The organism is Pontixanthobacter luteolus (genome assembly GCF_947494915.1).
In the GTDB taxonomy this organism is placed as follows: domain Bacteria; phylum Pseudomonadota; class Alphaproteobacteria; order Sphingomonadales; family Sphingomonadaceae; genus Pontixanthobacter; species Pontixanthobacter luteolus.
Genome location: NZ_CANLWR010000001.1, coordinates 1,646,316 through 1,665,691 on the forward strand (window position 1 = coordinate 1,646,316; position 19,376 = coordinate 1,665,691).

At 58.4% G+C, this 19,376-nt stretch carries 13 protein-coding genes; 4 read left to right on the top strand and 9 right to left on the bottom strand.

Going from position 1 to position 19,376, the window contains the following annotated elements:
• Positions 1–61 precede the first annotated feature (61 nt).
• The 4 genes from PO778_RS08055 to PO778_RS08070 all read right to left on the bottom strand — a co-directional run bounded on the left by PO778_RS08055 (position 62) and on the right by PO778_RS08070 (position 3,484).
• A complete protein-coding gene (locus PO778_RS08055) occupies positions 62–499 on the bottom strand; it encodes a MarR family winged helix-turn-helix transcriptional regulator (protein ID WP_160730398.1) in 438 nt (145 codons plus the stop codon).
• A gap of 40 nt (positions 500–539) precedes the next feature.
• Positions 540–1,412, bottom strand: coding sequence for a crotonase/enoyl-CoA hydratase family protein (locus tag PO778_RS08060; RefSeq protein ID WP_271439189.1), 873 nt, complete (start codon positions 1,410–1,412; stop codon positions 540–542).
• 69 nt (positions 1,413–1,481) lie between these two features.
• A complete protein-coding gene (locus PO778_RS08065; RefSeq protein WP_160730400.1) occupies positions 1,482–2,267 on the bottom strand; it encodes an SDR family NAD(P)-dependent oxidoreductase in 786 nt (261 codons plus the stop codon).
• A 44-nt stretch (positions 2,268–2,311) separates the two neighbouring features.
• Complete coding sequence (locus tag PO778_RS08070) at positions 2,312–3,484, bottom strand: acetyl-CoA C-acetyltransferase (RefSeq protein WP_271439190.1); 1,173 nt, start codon at positions 3,482–3,484, stop codon at positions 2,312–2,314.
• 390 nt (positions 3,485–3,874) lie between these two features.
• Between PO778_RS08070 and PO778_RS08075 the strand changes: the two genes are divergently transcribed.
• Positions 3,875–6,826 carry a TonB-dependent receptor domain-containing protein gene (locus PO778_RS08075; protein WP_271439191.1) on the top strand — a complete coding sequence of 984 codons (2,952 nt, stop codon included), beginning with the start codon at positions 3,875–3,877 and terminating at the stop codon, positions 6,824–6,826.
• A gap of 202 nt (positions 6,827–7,028) precedes the next feature.
• Here the strand turns inward: PO778_RS08075 and PO778_RS08080 are convergent, their stop codons facing one another.
• The 4 genes from PO778_RS08080 to clpB all read right to left on the bottom strand — a co-directional run bounded on the left by PO778_RS08080 (position 7,029) and on the right by clpB (position 12,948).
• Positions 7,029–8,846 carry a 2OG-Fe(II) oxygenase family protein gene (locus tag PO778_RS08080; protein WP_271439192.1) on the bottom strand — a complete coding sequence of 606 codons (1,818 nt, stop codon included), beginning with the start codon at positions 8,844–8,846 and terminating at the stop codon, positions 7,029–7,031.
• The gene (locus PO778_RS08085; protein ID WP_271439193.1) at positions 8,843–9,709 is read right to left on the bottom strand and encodes a class I SAM-dependent methyltransferase; all 867 of its coding nucleotides are present in this window, start codon (positions 9,707–9,709) and stop codon (positions 8,843–8,845) included. The genes PO778_RS08080 and PO778_RS08085 overlap by 4 nt, the downstream gene beginning before the upstream one ends.
• 36 nt (positions 9,710–9,745) lie before the next feature.
• Complete coding sequence (locus tag PO778_RS08090) at positions 9,746–10,264, bottom strand: hypothetical protein (RefSeq protein ID WP_271439194.1); 519 nt, start codon at positions 10,262–10,264, stop codon at positions 9,746–9,748.
• Between the two features lie 104 nt (positions 10,265–10,368).
• Positions 10,369–12,948 carry an ATP-dependent chaperone ClpB gene (gene clpB, locus PO778_RS08095; protein WP_271439195.1) on the bottom strand — a complete coding sequence of 860 codons (2,580 nt, stop codon included), beginning with the start codon at positions 12,946–12,948 and terminating at the stop codon, positions 10,369–10,371.
• A 211-nt stretch (positions 12,949–13,159) separates the two neighbouring features.
• Here clpB and PO778_RS08100 point away from each other — a divergent pair, with 211 nt between their 5' ends.
• The 3 genes from PO778_RS08100 to PO778_RS08110 are packed head-to-tail and all read left to right on the top strand — an operon-like array spanning position 13,160 to position 18,687.
• Positions 13,160–15,370 carry a penicillin acylase family protein gene (locus PO778_RS08100; protein ID WP_271439196.1) on the top strand — a complete coding sequence of 737 codons (2,211 nt, stop codon included), beginning with the start codon at positions 13,160–13,162 and terminating at the stop codon, positions 15,368–15,370.
• A gap of 50 nt (positions 15,371–15,420) precedes the next feature.
• Positions 15,421–18,351, top strand: coding sequence for a M16 family metallopeptidase (locus PO778_RS08105; RefSeq protein ID WP_271439197.1), 2,931 nt, complete (start codon positions 15,421–15,423; stop codon positions 18,349–18,351).
• A gap of 30 nt (positions 18,352–18,381) precedes the next feature.
• Entirely contained in the window at positions 18,382–18,687 is a 306-nt protein-coding gene (locus PO778_RS08110; protein WP_271439198.1) for a hypothetical protein, read from the top strand.
• A gap of 92 nt (positions 18,688–18,779) precedes the next feature.
• Here the strand turns inward: PO778_RS08110 and PO778_RS08115 are convergent, their stop codons facing one another.
• Entirely contained in the window at positions 18,780–19,376 is a 597-nt protein-coding gene (locus tag PO778_RS08115) for a hypothetical protein (protein ID WP_271439199.1), read from the bottom strand.

Consider the following 19,376-nt stretch of genomic DNA (forward strand, 5'->3'; position numbering starts at 1 on the left):
CGGGGCCGCTCTTGTTTGATGCCGCGCTGTACAGACAGGCCGGGGAAATCCGGCTGCCAGTCTAGCTTGCCTTTTGACGTATTCGGTCAAGCAGGCTGCGAAACAGTTCCTGTTCGTCCTGCGCAATCGAGGCGAGCAACCCGGCTTCTATCTCGCGCGCCATCGGCACGATTTTCGCATGCATATCGCGGCCGCTATCGGTCAGTTCCAGATGGTGCGAGCGCCCGTCCTTCTTGTTCGGCACGCGAACGGCCAGCTTGCGTTCTTCCAGCACCTTGCACGCGCGGTTTACCGCAACCTTGTCCATCAAGGTCTTGGCAGTCAGTTCGCGCTGCGTAAGCGCGCCTGCATCCCCGAGCATCGCCATCACGCGCCATTCGGTCACCTTGAGGCCGAATGCGTCGTTGTACGCCCGTGCGATGCGGTTGCTCACGGCATTCGATGCCACGGACAGCTGGTAAGGCAGGAACTCGTTTAGCCGGAACTGATTATCGCTCATGAACTGGTTTCTAATGCAACCGCTTCACTTGGCAAGCGCCCTATTCGTATCCCGGCTCTTCCCACCATGGATAGAATTCCGGCATATCCTGCGTAACCTTGCCCAGAAATTCTGCCGGACGCTTCTCCAGAAAACTCTGCACGCCTTCCAGCGCATCCTTGCCGCGCGACAGTTTGTAGATCGACCGGCTATCGACCCGGTGAGCTTTCATCGGGTGGTCTTCCGAGGGGAGACGCCACAACATCGCGCGGGTCATCGCGACCGACACTGCCGAGGTGTTCTCCGCGATTTCGAGCGCAAGCCCGCGGGCGACATCCATCAGTTCGCCTTGCGCATGGATGGACCGGACCAGACCGCCATCCTTGGCCTCCTGCGCATCGAAAATCCGGCCGGTCATGCACCATTCGAGTGCTTGCTGCGGTCCGACCAGCCGCGGCAGGAACCAGCTGGAGCACGCCTCGGGCACAATGCCGCGGCGGGCGAAAACAAATCCATACCGCGCATTGTCCGACGCCAGGCGGATATCCATCGGCAATTGCATCGTCGCGCCCACGCCCACGGCAACCCCGTTGCAGGCCGAAATCAGCGGCTTTGTCGACTGGAACATGCGCAAGGTTATCCGCCCGCCGCCATCGCGAACGATCTCATCCGACAGATCCGATACTTCGGTTTCGCTTGAAAACGGGCGAGCACCGTCATCCGGTGTAAGATCGGCACCGGCACAGAATGCGCGGTCGCCGGCACCAGTAAAGATCACGGCACGAATATTGTCATCTGCATCGGTATTGTCGAGCGCGTGGATCATTTCATCCATCATGATCCGCGTATAGGCGTTCATTTTCTCCGGGCGATTCAACGTGATTGTTGCAATCGGCCCGTCTTTATCCAGCAATATCTGGCTATAGTCGCTCATCTCTCTCTCCAATCCTTCATGCAGATACAAAAAGGGCCCCGCTTTCGCGGAGCCCCTTGAATTCCGGCCTTAGCGCGGTGCCATCCGGATGGCACCGTCGAGGCGGACATCCTCGCCGTTGAAATACCCGTTCTCGATCATTGTCATTGCGAGATGTGCATATTCTTCCGCATTGCCGAGGCGCTTGGGGAAAGGAACCGAAGCTGCCAGCGCTTCCTTCACCTGCGGCGGGGCTGCGTTCATCAGCGGGGTGTTGAAGATGCCCGGCAGGATCGTGTTGACCCGGATGCCTTCGCTCATCAGGTCGCGTGCGATCGGCAATGTCATGCCGATTACGCCGCCCTTCGACGCGGAATAGGCAGCCTGACCGATCTGGCCATCTTCGCCCGCAACCGAGGCAGTGTTCACGATCGCACCGCGATCACCGTCTTCGCTCAGCGGATCAAGCGTCATCATTCCCGCAGCCGACTTGGCGATACAGCGGAAGGTGCCGACCAGGTTGATCTGGATGATCCAGTTGAACGCGTCGAGTGGGAAGTGGGAAATCTCGCCCGTGTTGCGGTCACGCTTTGCAGTCTTGATCGCATTGCCGGTGCCGGCGCAGTTGACCAGGATACGCTCCTGACCGTGGGCGGCGCGGGCTTTCTCGAAACCGGCATCAACGGATGCTTCGTCGGTCACGTTCACTTCACAGAAGATGCCGCCGATATCAGCAGCCACGGCTTTGCCCTTTTCTTCCTGAAGGTCGAAAATCGCGACCTTTGCGCCCTTTGCGGCCAGCGCGCGTGCAGTGGCTTCACCAAGGCCCGATGCGCCGCCGGTAACGACTGCTGGGGTGTTTGCGCCTACTTCCATGGGATATTCCTCTTTTAATTCAGATAATTGATAGGGGTTGTGAGTTAAAGCGACTCGATGATGGTGACGTTAGCAACGCCGCCGCCTTCGCACATCGTCTGTAGACCATATTTCTTACCCCGCGCCTTGAGCGCGTGGACCAGAGTTGCCATCAGCTTGGTGCCCGATGCACCAAGTGGGTGACCCAGCGCAATCGCGCCGCCATTGACGTTCAGCTTCTCCGGATCGGCTCCGGTATGCTTGAGCCACGCCAGCGGCACCGGCGCGAAGGCTTCGTTCACTTCGTAAAGGTCGATGTCGTCAATCTTCATGCCTGCGCGCTGCAACGCCTTGTCGGTCGCGAACAGCGGTTCTTCCAGCATGATCACGGGATCACCGGCGGTGACCGTCAGGTTGTGGATTCGCGCCATCGGGGTCAGCCCGTGATCCTTCAGGAACTGTTCGGAAACAACCAGTGCGCCGCTCGATCCGTCGCAGATCTGGCTGGATGTGGCCGCGGTAATCGTGCCCTTCTCGCTCAGCAGCTTGACCGACGCGATGCTTTCCAGTGTCGCATCGAAACGTATGCCTTCGTCGACCGTATGCCATTCCTCGCCCTCGGGCGTTTCGATCCGGACCGGGACGATTTCGTTCTTGAAGGCACCGGCATTCGTTGCCTCGATCGCTTTCCTGTGGCTTTCCAGCGCGAACCGGTCGAGGTCACCCTTGGTGAAACCGTGCTTTTGCACGATCATTTCCGCCCCCATGAACTGTGACCACATGATTCCGGGATATTTCTCCTCCAGCCCGGGGGATTTATACATTCCCAGGCCTTCTTTCATGTGGAACGTCGCGGTCGAACCCATCGGGACCCGGCTCATGCTCTCTACGCCGCTGGCGATAACGGCGTCCTGCGTGCCTGACATGACTGCCTGCGCCGCGAACTGGATCGCCTGCTGCGAAGAACCGCATTGCCGGTCAATCGTGACAGCCGGGGTGGATTGCGGCAGATGCTTTGACGCGAGCACCGCGTTGCGCCCTACCTGCATCGATTGTTCACCTGCCTGGCTGACACAGCCCATCACGACATCGTCGATCGCCGCCGGATCGACTCCGGTTCGCTCGATCAAGGCATCCAGCGATTTCGCCGCGAGATCGACCGGATGGACCCCGGCAAGGCGGCCGCCCCTGCGCCCTCCGGCAGTACGAACGGCATCGACGATATAGGCGGTTGTCATAACGGCGTCTCCAACAAGGTTCACTTAGTTAGCTATGTTTGCGGAAGAAAGCGATACCATCGCGGGATTATGGGTCAAGCAAGTATCTGCTGATGTTTGCCTCGAGATGCCCCCCTTGAAGGCACTTCCGCAGCAACGTCAGACTCAAGACCTTACACGCCCGACACAGCGAAAAACCGCGCAAAATCGCTTTGTGTCAAATTAGTCACACAGCGCATTCGAAGGCTCTGAATGGCGACAAACGCTTTGCATTTACCCCTATGGATTGGGCAAGAGGCGCTATCCGTTGAGGGGGCGTCATGCGTAACCAACACGGGGATTAGGGATCTGAAGGTGTTTGCCCGGCGGAATTTTCCTCGGGGAAACTTTAGATATAAGGATAGAATCAACATGAAGATGCAAAGCAAGCTGAAGCTCGCATCCGCGCCTCTGGCGTTGGGTGTTGCGCTGACAGCGGTGCCAGCGATGGCGCAAGATGCTGACACCGATGAGGGCGCCGGCAACCAGCCGATCGTCGTTACCGGTTCGCGTATCGTGCGCCCCGAAGTCGAAAGCGTTTCGCCTGTGACCACGGTTGGTCAGGCTGCGATCGACCAGACCGGTACCGTCCGCGTCGAAGACATTATCAACGACCTGCCGCAGACTGTTGCTGGCCAGAGCGCGTTCCTTTCGAACGGTGCTTCGGGTACTGCGACCGTCAACCTGCGTGGCCTCGGCTCGAACCGTACACTGGTTCTCGTCGACGGTCGCCGTCTCCCGGCTGGTGACCCGTTCGCAACCGCACCTGACCTTAACCAAATTCCTTCGCAGCTCATCGAGCGCGTTGAAGTGGTTACCGGTGGTGCTTCCTCGGTATACGGTGCAGACGCCGTTGCTGGTGTTGTCAACTTCATCATGGACCGCGATTTCGAAGGCTTCAGCCTCGAAGGTCAGATGAGCTTCTACCAGGCTGGTAACAACAACGACGAGATCCGTGATCTCCTTGGTCGTACCAACAACCCGCTACCTGCTGAATCGCAGGCAAATGGTTTCACCTACGACGTAAACGCCACATTCGGCGCTTCGTTCGATGATGGCCGTGGCCGCGTTACCGCATACCTCGGTTACCGTGAAATCGAAGAAATCGTTCAGGCCGACTACGATGAAAGCGCTTGCGCACTCTCGTTCAGCGCTGGTGACCCAACCGGTTTCACCTGCGCAGGTTCGTCGACCACTCCGAACGGCACGTTCTTTGTAACCTCGGCTGGACCAGGCGGTCTTGGCTTCAACGGTACGCCTTCTTCGGGTGTCTTCACGCTTGACGAAAACGGTCCGGGTAACACCTTCCGTGACTCGCTCGCGTTCTCGGGCACTGGCGCGGATACGTACAACTACGCTCCGACCAACTACTATCAGCGTCCCGACACGCGTTGGACTGCAGGCTTCTTCGCAGATTACGAAGTAAGCGAGTCGTTCCACCCGTATGCTGAATTCCAGTTCATGGATGACCGTTCGGTTGCACAGATCGCGTTCTCGGGTACGTTCTTCAACGGTCCCGGCACTCTGAGCTGCGCAAGCTCGCTGCTCAGCGACCAGCAGGGCAACACGCTCGGCTGTACTGACACCAGCGACACTTCGACTGAAACAGTCGGCGTCCTGATCGGTAAGCGTCTCGTTGAAGGTGCTCCGCGTCAGAACGACCTGCGTCACACTAGCTACCGCGCTGTAATCGGTGCTCGTGGCCAGATCACTGACGACTGGTCCTACGACGTATACGCCCTGCGTGGTAACACCATCTATCAGAACACCTACCTGAACGACCTTTCGGTCACGCGTATCAACGCGGCGATCAACGGTTGCCCAGGCACTGGTGAACCTGCTGGCTGTGTTCCGCTTGACCTGTTCCAGGTTGGCGGTGTTACTCGCGAACAGTTCGATTACATCGCCGTTGGCGCTCTTTCGAACGCAGACCTCGAAACACGCGTTGTAAGCGGTTACGTCACTGGCCCGCTCGGTGATCTGACTGGCGCAGGCGACATTCAGGTCGTTCTGGGTGCTGAATACCGTGAAGAAGCTTACGACCTTCGCGTCGACGAGAACTTCGCACAGGGCAACCTTTCGGGTCAGGGCGGTCCAACCGCACCGGTCTCGGGTTCGTTCGATGTGAAAGAACTCTTCACCGAAATCGTAGTGCCGCTTGTTCGCGACAGCTTCCTCTACGACTTCTCGATCGAAGGCGGCTTCCGCTATTCGGACTACAGCACATCGGGTACCTCGGAAACTTACAAGATTGGCGTCAATCTTGCTCCGACCGACTTCCTGAAGTTCCGTGGTGTTTACAGTAAGGCCGTTCGTTCGCCGAACGTAGTCAACCTGTTCTCACCTCAGCAGATCGGCCTGTTCGGCGGTACTGATCCTTGCGCCGGCGCTACGCCGTCCGCAACTCAAGCTCAGTGTGCCAACACCGGTGTGACCGCAGCTCAGTATGGTAGCGTACCGGCAAACCCGGCTGGTCAGTACAACCAGCTTGGTGGTGGTAACCCGAACCTCGACGTTGAAAAGGCAGACACTTGGACTGCTGGTTTCGTCTTTGAAGGCGACTCACTTGGTCTCCGCGGCTTCGCGCTGTCGGTCGACTACTTCAACATCGAAGTTGACGGCACCATCGCAGGTATCGGTGCACAGACCACGATCAACCAGTGTATTGCCACCGGTGATCCGACCTTCTGTGACCTGATCGTTCGTAACGCAGGTACTGGTGACCTCTGGATCGGCAGCGACGCCAATGACGGCTACGTTGTGAACACCATCCAGAACATCGGTGGACTGAAGACCGAAGGCTTCGACATCAACGCAGGCTTCGACTTCCCTGTAACCGACACCGGTTCGGCATACCTCGACTATGCTGGTACCTATACAACTGCATATGAAATTCAGTCGCTTCCGACTTTGGATTTCTATGACTGTATCGGTTACTACGGTTCGACCTGTGGTCAGCCTTTCCCTGAGTACAGCCACATCGCACGGTTTGGCTATCGCTCGGAAGACGGCTTCTCGGTCAACCTGAGCTGGCGCTTCTTCGGCGGCGTTGACGCTGACGTTCTGTCTTCGGACCCGCAGCTTAGCGGTGCTTCGCAGGGCGTTGAAGAGCTCGACACCATCGACTCCTACAGCTGGTTCGACCTTTCGGGCACCGTCCGTGTTCTTGACACGCTGACGCTGACCGCTGGTGTGAACAACATGTTCGACAAGAAGCCACCACTCGTTGGTTCTGCTTACAGCCCGTCGAACGGCAACACCTACCCAGGTGTTTACGATCCAGTAGGTCGCAACATCTTCGTTCGTGCTGCTCTCGACTTCTAAGAGTAGACGACACTGAAACGGAAACGGCGGGCTTCGGCCCGCCGTTTTTGTTTGTGCGCCCCAGACGCGCGAGTTCCATTTTGTTGAGAGTTCACCGCTCTGCCCGCTGGCAGCTCAATGCACGCTCATCAGACCGGACAAAAAGAGGGGCGCGTAGCCATCACCACACGCCCCAACAGATTTTCTCATTTGCGACTGATCGCTAGAAACTGTTCATCCGGACATCGAATGCGCAGGTCAGTCTCTCACCACCCTCAAATGGCCGTGTCCCATGCCACATTGTGGAAGGGAACAGCACCAGCCGGCCGACCTCCGGCCTGATCGCCCTGATCGGCTCCAACCCTGTCTCCAGCTCGCTCGCCGGCTCGCCGAGCATTAGCCAACCCGACTGATCCACATCGGCCACGTTGCTTTGGACACTCTGCGGCAAGGCGACATAAAACGCCGAACTAATATCCCCATGGGTGTGAATATGGTTCGCGTGAAACCCACCTTCAGTTAACCGGATCGACCAACTGCCACTGAAGCGAAAGTTCTCTCGCGGTCTGCCAAGCAATGGATGGTTCGGGTCCGGTTCTGGTAGCTGATCGATATACTCGCGAACGCAGTTCCTGAGCGCATTCACCAGCGTCTGGATTGGCGCGCTAGCGTTGCGGAAAAGGATATTCCCCGTTTGCGTGCCGCCCCGCACCGATTGAGCAATCGGCTGTTCGCGAAATACGTGCAGCTTGCGCAAAGTATCCGCCAGCTCCTCGATATCCGGCATTTCCGACGAAATATCATGCGTCTGAATGAAACGTCTATCGCCCTCGAGCCAGGCCCATCTAGGATCATCAAGTTTTCGCATTGCAATCGCGATATAGGGCCAGACATCGCCATTTATCGTGCCCTCACCTGCAGGGTCGAGCGCGAGGATGCCATTGCCAATCCTGATCACCTCGTCGAACCGCTGCGTTCTGGTCAGAAACCTGAGATAGGCCTTCGCAAATTCAGGAGAGCTTTCGAAATCGAGCTTTGCAAACAGAGCTTCAGCTTCATCAAAGCGCTTCAATTCCGAAAGGCTATTCGCCTTTGCCAACTGGATGAAACTGTCTTGATCGGCATCTTCACCGCCCTGCCCAAGAATTTCCAGCGCCCGTTCATGGCCTTCTACCCGCGATGCGAGGGCGGCATAGGCAGACCGCAAAGCGTGCCAATCCGGCCGCTGACTCAGCGCGGTTTCATACCGCGTTGCAAAGCCTTTGGCCCCGGATGTCTGGCGCTTCATATCAGCCAGAATTCCGTAGCCCTCCAGCCAATCGGGAGCCTTGTCCAGCGCATCTTCGAGAATGGCGATCCCATCTTCGGTCCGCCCGTCCTCTACTGCGGCCTGCGCAAGTGTAGCCTTCAGTTCGAGATTGTCTGGGTCTGCGGCGAGTGCGATTTCCAGCGGTTTGCTGGACGGATTGCCGGATTCGTACATTGAACGGGCAAGAATGTGTTTCGCACGGCGGTTGACCGGGTCGCGCGACAGGACCCGCTTGGACAGTTCCACTGCTTCGGAGATGCGGTCATCTTCGCGAAGGAAAAGCGCCAAATTGTTTGCAATACGAAATTCATGCGGGTGCGCATCTGCCAGTAAGGCCAACTCTTGCAAGGCGGCTGGACGGCCAGGGGTTCTTGCCAAGGAGAGAAGCCGGTCAATCTTGGCGTTGAGATGGTCGGGCTGCTCCGCCAGAATGGCATCGAAATGCACAATAGCCTTCTCATGCTCTCCCAGGGTGCTCAGCCAATCCGCATACACCCCTCGGAACGATATCTCGCGTGGCTGCAGACGAATTGCTGCCTCGAAGTTCTCCTTGGCTTTACCGATCTGCCCCTGTGCCCGGTGCGCATATGCCGTCATCAGGCGAATGGTGCCGTCTTGCGGGGCCAGTATCCTCAGCTTCGCCAAATCAGCATGAGCATCGTCATATCGGCCTTCCTGCATCGCACGTTGTGCGCGAGCAGCCAGTTCTTGCGGCGATTGATTCACGGTCATGCTTCGGCTCTAGTACCGTTGAGTTCCCAGCAGATCGCCTTGCCGTCAAACTCCAACACCTCGGGCCGTGCCCAATCGATGGATGATGCAGTACGCTTGATCAACGCATTGATATCATCCTCACTTTGGGCTGCCTGCTTCAATTCGCGTAAGATAGTGAGTTCTCGCTGCATTCCGGCATCAATACCGTCCAGAAGCGCCGTACGGTCGACCTCCGACATGGCAAACCCATCTCGACAAGCGGTAGCAATCTCGAGAATCAGCGGCTGCTCTCCATACTGGCCAACTAGCTTCCCGAAACCGGCTTGCAAACGGGCACGATCCCCGCTGCGGGCCGCATCGGTCGCTCCAAAGGCTGAGATGGCTTCCAGCAAATTGCGCCGGACTTTGTTTGCTTGCACCACCACGCTTTGCGCATGATGCATCAGAAGCCGGATCTTGCCACCGGGTTTCAGGATACGGGCCAACTCGCCCGATGCTTCTTCGCCAGCGTATTCGAAACCGAACTGGCTGATTGCGGCGTCAAATTCAGCATCATCGAAAGGCAGATTCTCTAGCGGCACCCCAGCGCGAACCGGAAACGGCAGATCTGCATCTTCCGAAATTTCTGCATAGTCCGCACCGATGATATCTGCAGTTGGGTTTCCGCTCAGCAGCGCCCGTCCAGCCGCACCCATACCGCATGCCAGATCGGCGACACGGCTGGCCTTTGGCATCTCTTTGCCGAATTCCTGCCAGCGGCCTGAGATCAATTTTTGGACAATTTCCTCGGCCTGCGGAACACAGGCCGCCGCTGAATCGGGATCGGCCCAATACCATGTCCAGCTGCTCTCAGCCGCCGACTTATCGCTTTTGTCGCTCATTTATTGCTCGCGCTAATTGTTTGGAAAATGGATAATTCAACGCGATCGCTTTATACGGAAGGATGGCCCGCCGTTGAGACTGGCTTTGTAGCTGGTGAACGCAGCCTTCTTTATGGTGATCTTGTCGCCCGGATCAGGCCGGAGATAATTGTTGTCCGTCTGATACCAAACCGCCCCGTCTTCAAGAGTGAAAACAAACCCGCTTCGGCCTTGTGACACCGACACGACGGTGGACTCGATTTCTGAAACCTCGTCATCATCGCCGCCGCCATCAAACAGCTTTATCTTGGGCAGAGTCAGTCCGAACAGGCCACGTTTTGTCTCCCGCACCTGTTCGCGATCAGCCAGCAGAAGATCGTTTGCCTCTTCCGCAGAAGCCATGGCGTCTACACTGGAATCGAAACAGGCAAGCCGCTCGGCATCGTCGGTCAACTGGCGACATTCGAGCACCTTAGTAAAAACTTCGGGTCGTTGCTGCTCATCCTGCGCCGAAGCTGGGACTGCAATCCCAAGACAGGCTGTTGCAGCCAGTGAATATCCGAATTTCCTAGTCATGAAATGCTCCCACGGCTCTGCACTCTCGCGTGACCCGCTGCTTAGGGCATTTGGCGGGCAGCGCCAATATCTGCAGCGTGCTGCCCGCCCGGAAATCTGTTGGCTCAGCCCACCTGCATCGCAAGTTCGCCGTCGCCTTCGTCGATTTTCACCGTGCTGCCATCTGGCACCTCGCCCTGAAGGATCTTCTCGGCGAGCGGGTCCTGCAGGTATCTCTGGACTGCCCGTTTCAGCGGACGTGCGCCGTAAACCGGATCGTATCCGACCCGCCCGAGCCAGCGTAGTGCTGCATCGGTCAGGTCGAGAGTGATTTTCCGGTCCTTGAGCAGTTTCTGGACCCGGCCAACCTGGATTTTCACGATCGGTGCCATATGCTCCATCGACAAGCGGTGGAACAGGATGATCTCGTCCAGCCGGTTGAGGAATTCGGGGCGGAAGTGACCGCGAACGACATCCATGACCTGCGGCTCGACATCTTCCACCTTCTGATCATCATCCATATTGGCGAGGAACTGGCTGCCAAGATTCGACGTCAGGATGATCAGCGTGTTTGAGAAATCCACCACACGCCCCTGCCCGTCTGTCAGGCGGCCATCATCAAGCACCTGAAGCAGCACGTTGAACACGTCGGAATGCGCTTTTTCGACCTCGTCGAACAGGATGACCTGATAGGGCCGGCGGCGAACCGCTTCGGTCAGCACGCCGCCTTCTTCGTATCCGACATAGCCGGGCGGCGCACCTATCAACCTTGCGACCGCGTGCTTCTCCATGAATTCAGACATATCGATGCGCACCATCGCGCTGTCATCGTCAAACAGAAACTCCGCGAGCGCCTTGGTCAGTTCCGTTTTACCCACGCCCGTGGGGCCGAGGAACAGGAACGAGCCGAGCGGACGGTTTGGATCCTGAAGGCCCGCGCGGGCACGGCGGATGGCCTTCGACACAGCCTCGATAGGCTGGCGCTGGCCAATCACGCGCTTGCCAATCACGTCCTCCATCTGGAGGAGCTTCTCACGTTCGCCTTCCATCATCTTGTCGATCGGAATCCCGGTCGAACGGCTGACAACAGCGGCGATATCGTCCTCGGTGACTTCCTCGCGCAGCATCGCGTTCTCGGTGTGCTCACCAGCCGCCTCGATCGCTTTCTCAAGCTCGGGAATCTTGCCGTATGAAAGCTCACCGGCCTTGGCCAGATCGCCTTCGCGCTGCGCCTGTTCAAGTTCCAGCCGCGCCGCGTCCAGTTGTTCTTTCAGCTTACTCTCGGCGTGAATCTTGTCGCGTTCGTTCTGCCAGCGGGTGGTCAGTTCCGATGATTGCTGTTCAAGATTCGCCAATTCCTCGCGCAAGGTCGCCAGACGGTCTTTGGATGCCTGGTCGGTTTCCTTGCCAAGAGCGGATTCTTCGATCTTGAGCTGGATGATCCGCCGGTCGAGGCTTTCGATTTCCTCGGGCTTCGATTCCACTTCCATCCGGATGCGGCTTGCCGCTTCGTCCATAAGGTCGATCGCCTTGTCGGGCAGGAAACGGTTCTGGATGTATCGGTTGGACAGAGTCGCAGCGGCGACAATCGCGCCGTCGGTAATCCGGACGCCGTGGTGCAGCTCGTATTTTTCCTTCAGACCGCGCAGGATCGAGATCGTGTCTTCAACTGTCGGCTCGTTGATATAAACCGACTGGAAACGCCGCTGCAGCGCCGGGTCCTTCTCGACATATTTCTGATATTCATCGAGCGTTGTTGCACCAATGCAGTGAAGTTCGCCGCGTGACAGGGCAGGCTTCAGCAGGTTCGACGCATCCATCGAACCTTCGGATGCACCCGCCCCGATCAGGGTGTGCATCTCGTCGATGAACAGGATGATCTGCCCTTCCGCGCCCTTCACTTCATCGAGCACTGCCTTGAGACGCTCTTCAAATTCGCCGCGATATTTCGCGCCGGCAATCAGTGCGCCCATGTCGAGCGCCATCAGCGTGCGGCCCTTCAGGCTGTCGGGCACGTCGCCATTGGCGATACGCAGGGCAAGGCCTTCCGCGATGGCGGTTTTACCTGTGCCGGGTTCACCGATCAGAGCCGGATTGTTCTTTGTCCGGCGGGCAAGGATCTGGATAGTGCGGCGAATTTCCTCGTCCCGGCCGATAACTGGGTCAAGCTTGCCGTCCCGCGCTGCCTGGGTCAGGTCGCGGGCGTATTTCTTCATCGCGTCATAGGCGTCTTCGGCGCCCGCCGTGTCGGCGCTGCGCCCGCCGCGAAGTTCATTGATCGCGGCATTCAGAGCCTGCGGATCGAGGTTCGCATCCTTCAGCGTCTGGCCAGCAGTGGTGGTGGTGGCAAGCGTAATCGCGACCAGAAGCCGCTCAACCGTGACATAGCTGTCACCAGCCTTCTCCGCGATCTGTTCGGCCTGATCGAGCAGGCGCACCGCGTCATTATCAAGGCCCGGCGTCTGCTGAGCGCCGCCGCCCGACACCGCCGGAATTTTTGCCAGAGCATCATCGACCGCACTTTGCGCGATCTGGACATTGCCGCCCGCACGCTGGATGAGTCCGGCAGCCATGCCTTCATTGTCTTCGAGCAAGGCCTTGAGGATATGCGTGGGCGAGATGCGCTGATGGCTGTTCCTGATGGCCACAGTCTGTGCGGATTGCAGGAAGCCCTTGGCGCGATCGGTAAACTTTTCCAGATTCATCAATAATCCCTCATTCTATACCGCCACAAGATAGTGTTGTATAACTGCAACACAAGGCCCGACCCCATTTTCCCATGGAGGTGTATTACTCACATATGGAACCCCGGCGAACCTACAAGATGGCAGCGAAAAAAACTCATACGTGATTGTCCAGACGCTTCACCGATGCCGTCAAGCCCGCTAGGCTGCCCGGCAAGAGAGGAAATTACAGATGAAGCGATGGATTGCGCGTGCCGGATGGGCCGTGCTCGGCCTAGTGCTGGCGGTATTGATCGGCCTGATGGTGTGGGAACCGCTGGCAGCCGGGAAGAGCACGGCACCGGACACCGACCGCACTTATGAGGCGGAAATCGTTCGGAGCGAATTCGGGGTGCCGCATATCTACGGCGAAACTGACGCAGATGTCGCTTACGGCGTGGCCATCGCCCATTCGGAAGATGATTTCTTCACCTTGCAGGACGTGATCGCGATGAGCCGCGGACGTTACGGCGCAATCGCCGGGGAAGAAGGCGCTCAGGTCGATTTCGCTTATCACCTGCTTGATGCGCGCGGGACCGCCGAACGGCATTATTCCGCCCTGCCCGCCGATACGCGCGCTTTGTTCGAAGCTTACGCCACCGGCCTGAACCAATATGCCGATGAACATCCGGCACAGATCAAGCTGGCGAATCTGTTCCCGGTGAACGGTCAGGATGTGGCGGCTGGGTTTGCCTTGCGTCAGCCGTTTTTCTTTGGTCTCGGCAACACCATTGGCCCTCTGGTCTCCGGTGATCCACTTCCGCGCGAATTCGGCCCGGCCATTCCCGGCTATGCTCCGTCAGACGATGCTGAGCCGATCATGGATCGCAGCGGGGAAGATCAGGTCGCCCGCGCATTACCAATCCATATGGGCGAAGACGGCGCTATGGCCGGATCGAACGCGTGGGCGATTGCTCCGGACAAATCGGGCGACGGGGTGACCCGGCTCGTTTCCAACAGTCACCAGCCGTGGCGGGGCGGCGTCGCTTGGTATGAAATGGTCGTACAAAGCAATGAGGGCTGGCATTATGCCGGGGCCAATTTCCCGGGCAGCCCGTTCCCCTTCCTTGGCCATAACGAGAATTTGGGCTGGACCAACACCGTCAACCGGCCCGACATGACCGACATCTACCGCCTCGAGGTCGATGAAGCAGGCGAGAATTACCGTCTGGACGGCAAATGGATCCCGCTTGAACAGCGCAGCTTCACCTTGCCGGTAAAGATGGGGCCGTTGGTCCTGCCGGTGCGCCAGACTGTCTATCGCAGCGCGCATGGTCCGGTAATTCGCAATGACGACGGCTATTTTGCCATCCGTTACGGCGGCATGGACAATCTGGGTCAGCTGGACGCGTATTACCGCCTCAACAAGGCCGAAACGCTCGAGGAATGGGAAACCATTCTGGCACGCATGGACATCCCCTCGACCAACTTCATCTACGGCGACCGTGAGGGCAACATTGGCTACGTCTACAATGCGGCAATCCCCGATCGGCCGAAGGGACCAAACTGGCGCGGTATCCTGCCAGGCGATGACAGCTCGCTGATCTGGAAAGATGTTGTCGAATATTCCGCCATTCCCAAGGTGGTCAACCCTTCCAGCGGGTGGGTTTATAACGCCAACAACCAGCCCTATTCCGCAGCCGGACCGGCCGATGATATCGACCCGGAAAGCGTGCCCGCCGAAATGGGCGTGGAACTGAAAATGACCAATCGCGCAAGGCGCGCGGAAGAACTGATGAACCGCGCCGGCAGGATCGACCGATTGACGCTTGAACGGATCAAATACGATACCGGCTATGTGCGGGCGGATTACGTCGACACGATGCTGAACAGCGTGGCACTCCTCGATGTGACCGACGATCCGGAATTGCTGGAGGGACAGCGCTTGCTGGCTGAATGGGATCTGTCATCAGACGGTGTCGGACAAGGCGATGCCATCGCCCTGCTGATGGTGCGGCCTTGGATGAGCGCCGAATACCAGAACAAGGCTCTGCCCGATGCAAGAGAAGAGCTGCAACGCTCGGTTGATCACCTGATCACCCATTTTGGCCGGCTGGACCCACCAATGTCAGAATTGCTGCGATTGCGGCAGGGCGATGTCGATCTGCCACTGGACGGGGGCAGCGACACCTTGCGGGCATCTACCCTGTGGGACGTAGATGACGATGGGCGGCTATCCGTGCGGCACGGGGACAGTTTCCTGATGTTCGTCGAATGGGAACGCGGAAAACGGGTGCGGTCGCAGTCGATCCAGCCATACGGAGCGGCCACCACAAGGCCGGACAGCCCACATTATGCCGACCAGGCACCCCTGTTCGTTCGCAAGGAATTAAAACCGGTCCATTTCTGGCGCGTTGATGCGCTGAAAAACGCCGCTCATCGAAAAACGGTCACCAACAAGTGAGCCGCTTTTAAAACTGCCACCGGACTAAATTAACCTCAGAGGACTGATACATGCGCCTTCAACCACTCGCACGCTTTGCTTCTGCCAGCCTGATCGCGCTGTCGCTGGCGGCTTGCCAGACGACTGCGGCAGAACCTGTTGCGGTTTCTTCCGCGCTGCCGGGCGACAACACTGACGCGCAGGTGGCAAGCGCTGATCCGGCTCCGGTCTCGGAACTGATCGATGCGGTTTCGATCCCATACGAATCGTTCCAGCTGGAAAACGGACTGACCGTTCTGGTGCACGAAGACCGCAAGGCCCCGGTGGTCGGCGTATCGATCTGGTATAATGTCGGCTCCAAGCACGAGCCTGAAGGCAAGACCGGTTTTGCCCATCTGTTCGAACACTTGATGTTCAACGGGTCGGAAAACGCGCCAGGTGATTTCTTCGAGCCTTTGCAGCAGGTCGGCGCGACCGATTTCAACGGCACCACCTGGTTCGACCGCACAAATTACTTCGAAACCGTCCCTACCGGCGCGCTCGACCGGGCGCTTATGCTGGAAAGTGACCGGATGGGATATTTGCTGGGTGCGGTCACACAGGAAAAGCTCGATAACCAGATCGGCGTTGTCCAGAACGAGAAACGCCAGGGTGATAACCAGCCATACGGGCTGACCGAATACGAACAGCTGGAAAACCTCTATCCTGCGGGCCACCCCTATCACCACTCGACCATCGGATCGATGGACGACCTGTCCTCGGCCACGCTGGAAGACGTAAAACAGTGGTTCCGCGACAATTACGGGCCGAACAACGCAGTGCTGGTGCTGGCTGGAGACATCGATACCGCCACCGCGCGGGAAAAAGTGACCAAGTGGTTCGGTGCAATCAAGCGCGGACCGGAGACCACACCTGTCGCGGCCCCTGTCCCGACATTGCCCGAGTCAAAATCGAAAACGATTTACGACCGGATCGCCTCCCCTCGCCTGTACCGCATGTGGGCCGTTCCTGGGCTGGACAATCCTGACTTCCTGCCGCTGTCGATGGGTGCAACCGTGCTTGGCGGCCTGGCCTCATCGCGGCTGGACAATGCGCTGGTGCGCGAACAGCAACTGGCAGTCCGGGTCGTCGCACGGGCGGAAATTTTCGCCCAGGCCGGTCAATTTGTTGTTTACGCCGATGCAAAGCCCGGCGTTGACCAGGAGGAACTCGCTGCCGCACTCGATGCAGAGATCGAGAAATTCATGGCTGAAGGGCCAACCGCTGGCGAAATCCAGCGGGCGACCACAGTCTACGCCGCTGGCCAGATCCGCGGGCTGGAGCAAGTTGGCGGGTTCAGCGGCAAGGCACCGACGCTGGCCGAAGGCTTGCTGTACCAAGGCGATCCGGGCGCGTACAAAACCACGCTGCGCCGTGCGGCCGCATTGACGCAGGAGGAAGTGCGCGATGTGACCGCGAAATGGCTCTCGCGTCCGGTATTCGAACTCATCGTCGAACCCGGCGACCGGCAGGAAGGCGGCGAAAACCGTGGCGGTTTCGTAATCGCTCCAGAGGGATCGGGTGCGATGCAGCCGGCGTTCTTTATCAACCCTGCCGCAATGCAGGGGTCGGTAGGCGTCGCCGTTCCGGAAGCAGACCGGTCGCAATTGCCGCCTGTGGGCGAGCTAAAGCCACTCGATTTCCCCGACATTGAACGCGCGACCCTGTCCAACGGGATGGAAGTCTATTTCGCCCGCCGCGATGCAGTCCCCGCCGTTAGCGTCCGGGTTGCGTTCAATGCAGGTTACGGCGCTGACCCCGCTGGCCGCTTGGGCCTGCATTCGCTGATGCTCAGCGCGATGGACGAAGGGACCACCTCGCTCAGTTCGTCGGAACTGGCGGTCGCCCGCGAACAGCTCGGTGCCTCGATCGGAGGCGGCGCAAATGCCGACACCACGTTCTTCAGCCTCGATGCGGTGACCCCGAACCTGCTCGGATCTCTGAACCTGCTAGCCGACTACATCCGCAACCCCGCATTCGACGCGAGCGAACTTGAGCGAGTGCGCGCACAGCAATTGACGCGGATCACCAATGAACTGAACAACCCGGCGCAGATCGGGCAACGGGCGCTGCTGCCGATCCTGTACGGGCAAGACCACCCTTACGGCATTCCGCCCAGCGGCACCGGCGACCCGCAGGTGGTACAGACAGTCACGCGCGAGGAGATTTCCGATTTCCACCGCATGTGGCTGCGCCCCGATCTGGCAAAGGTGTTCGTGGTCGGCGACACCACGCTGGAGGAAGCCGTCCGTATGCTTGAGGCAAGCTTTGGCGACTGGCAGCCGCCAGCAGTCCCGGCACCGGAAAAAACCTACGATGCGCCCATCCCCCAGCCTGAACAGCGCATCATCCTGCTCAACCGCCCCAATTCGCCGCAGTCGATTATCTTCGGCGGTCTGGTGCTAGAACAGAAGGGCACAGACGACCTGACCGTGCTTCAATCGGCCAATGAGGTTTTCGGCGGCAGTTTCCTCAGCCGGATCAACATGAACCTGCGTGAGACAAAGGGATGGTCCTACGGCGTCCGCAGCATGGTGCGGGCACCGCTGGATCGGTCGTACTTCATGATCTACGCGCCGGTTCAGTCGGACCGCACGGGGGACTCGCTCGCCGAACTGCGCAAGGATTTGACCGAGTACACCAGCGGAAAGGGCGTGACGGAAGAAGAGCTGGTCCGTCTGATCAACGGCAATGTGCGCGAATTGCCGGGCCAGTTCGAAACCAGCGGTGATGTGCTTGGCGGGATCGTAAACATCGTGACCTACGACCGCCCGGACAATTATTATGAGACCCTGTCCGAAAAATATTCCTCGCTCACCGCCCAGCAGCTTGACGCTGCGGCATTGGGGGCTCTGCGCGAGGACCAGATCGTCTACGTAATTGTTGGCGATGCAGAAGTGGTGCGTCCGCAACTTGACGCATTGGGCCTGCCCGTGGAAGTGCGGGAAACATCAGGCGAATAAGCCGTTTGAATTGTATCAAAGGAGAATATTATGTCCGTAGCCGGTACTTATGATTGCGTAACCAAGAGCCCGATGGGCGACCAGAAGAGCACTTTCACCGTTGTCCCTGGTGATGACGGCACCACCTTCACCGGCACCAATGCCGGCGCAATGGGCAGCATGGACGTCGACGATGGCAAGATCGACGGCAACAAGCTGACCTGGAAGATGAACATGACAGTTCCGATGCCGATGACCCTCGACTGCGAAGCTACCGTCGATGGCGACCAGCTGACCGGCAACGTCAATGCAGGCGCATTCGGTTCGATGGCCATGACGGGTGAACGTCAGGGCTAAGTCGCTGTCAAACGACTAGCGTTTAACCAAACACAAAAAAGGGCGCCGGAGTATCACTCTGGCGCCCTTTTTTGCCTTTTTGACGGCGCAGATCACATCAGCTTGATGCGATCCATGATGCCGCGGACTTCCTCAATGTTCTGGTCGAAAAAGTGCAAACGCGGCGCGGTAAAATTCACAACGTAGAGTTCGCCGTTATGCACCGCCATACGCGCTTCGCCGCGGCGCTGCAGGCTTTCACCCGGAAGCGCGTAATCGTAGGTCAGCTTAAGCCCGTTGGCACCGCCCAGCATTGCTGGCGCAATCTCGGTCACCTCGAACTGGGTGATGTTGTTTTCGATGCTGAAATTCGCCTCGAACAATGTCGCAAGGTCGGGCAACAGCATATCGCTCTTGAATTTCGGCAGCGGACGGTCCGACTTGTTGCGCTCCTTGTAAACCGGATCGCCGTTGGCAACCTGGCCGAAGAAATCGAGCTGATTGAGCGGCAGGCCATCCTTGGTCCACGTTTCACCTTTCTTCGCCGGGCGGCGCGACCAGCGGTTCCATTCGCTGGACGGGGCAACTTCCATTGCCCCCTTCGCGACAGTAGTCTCGACCGGCTCGATCTTGCGCCAGCCTGCGTTGGCCGGAGCGGAAAGGACAGGAATTGCGATTACGGCAGCTGCCGCGAGTATAATTTTACGCAT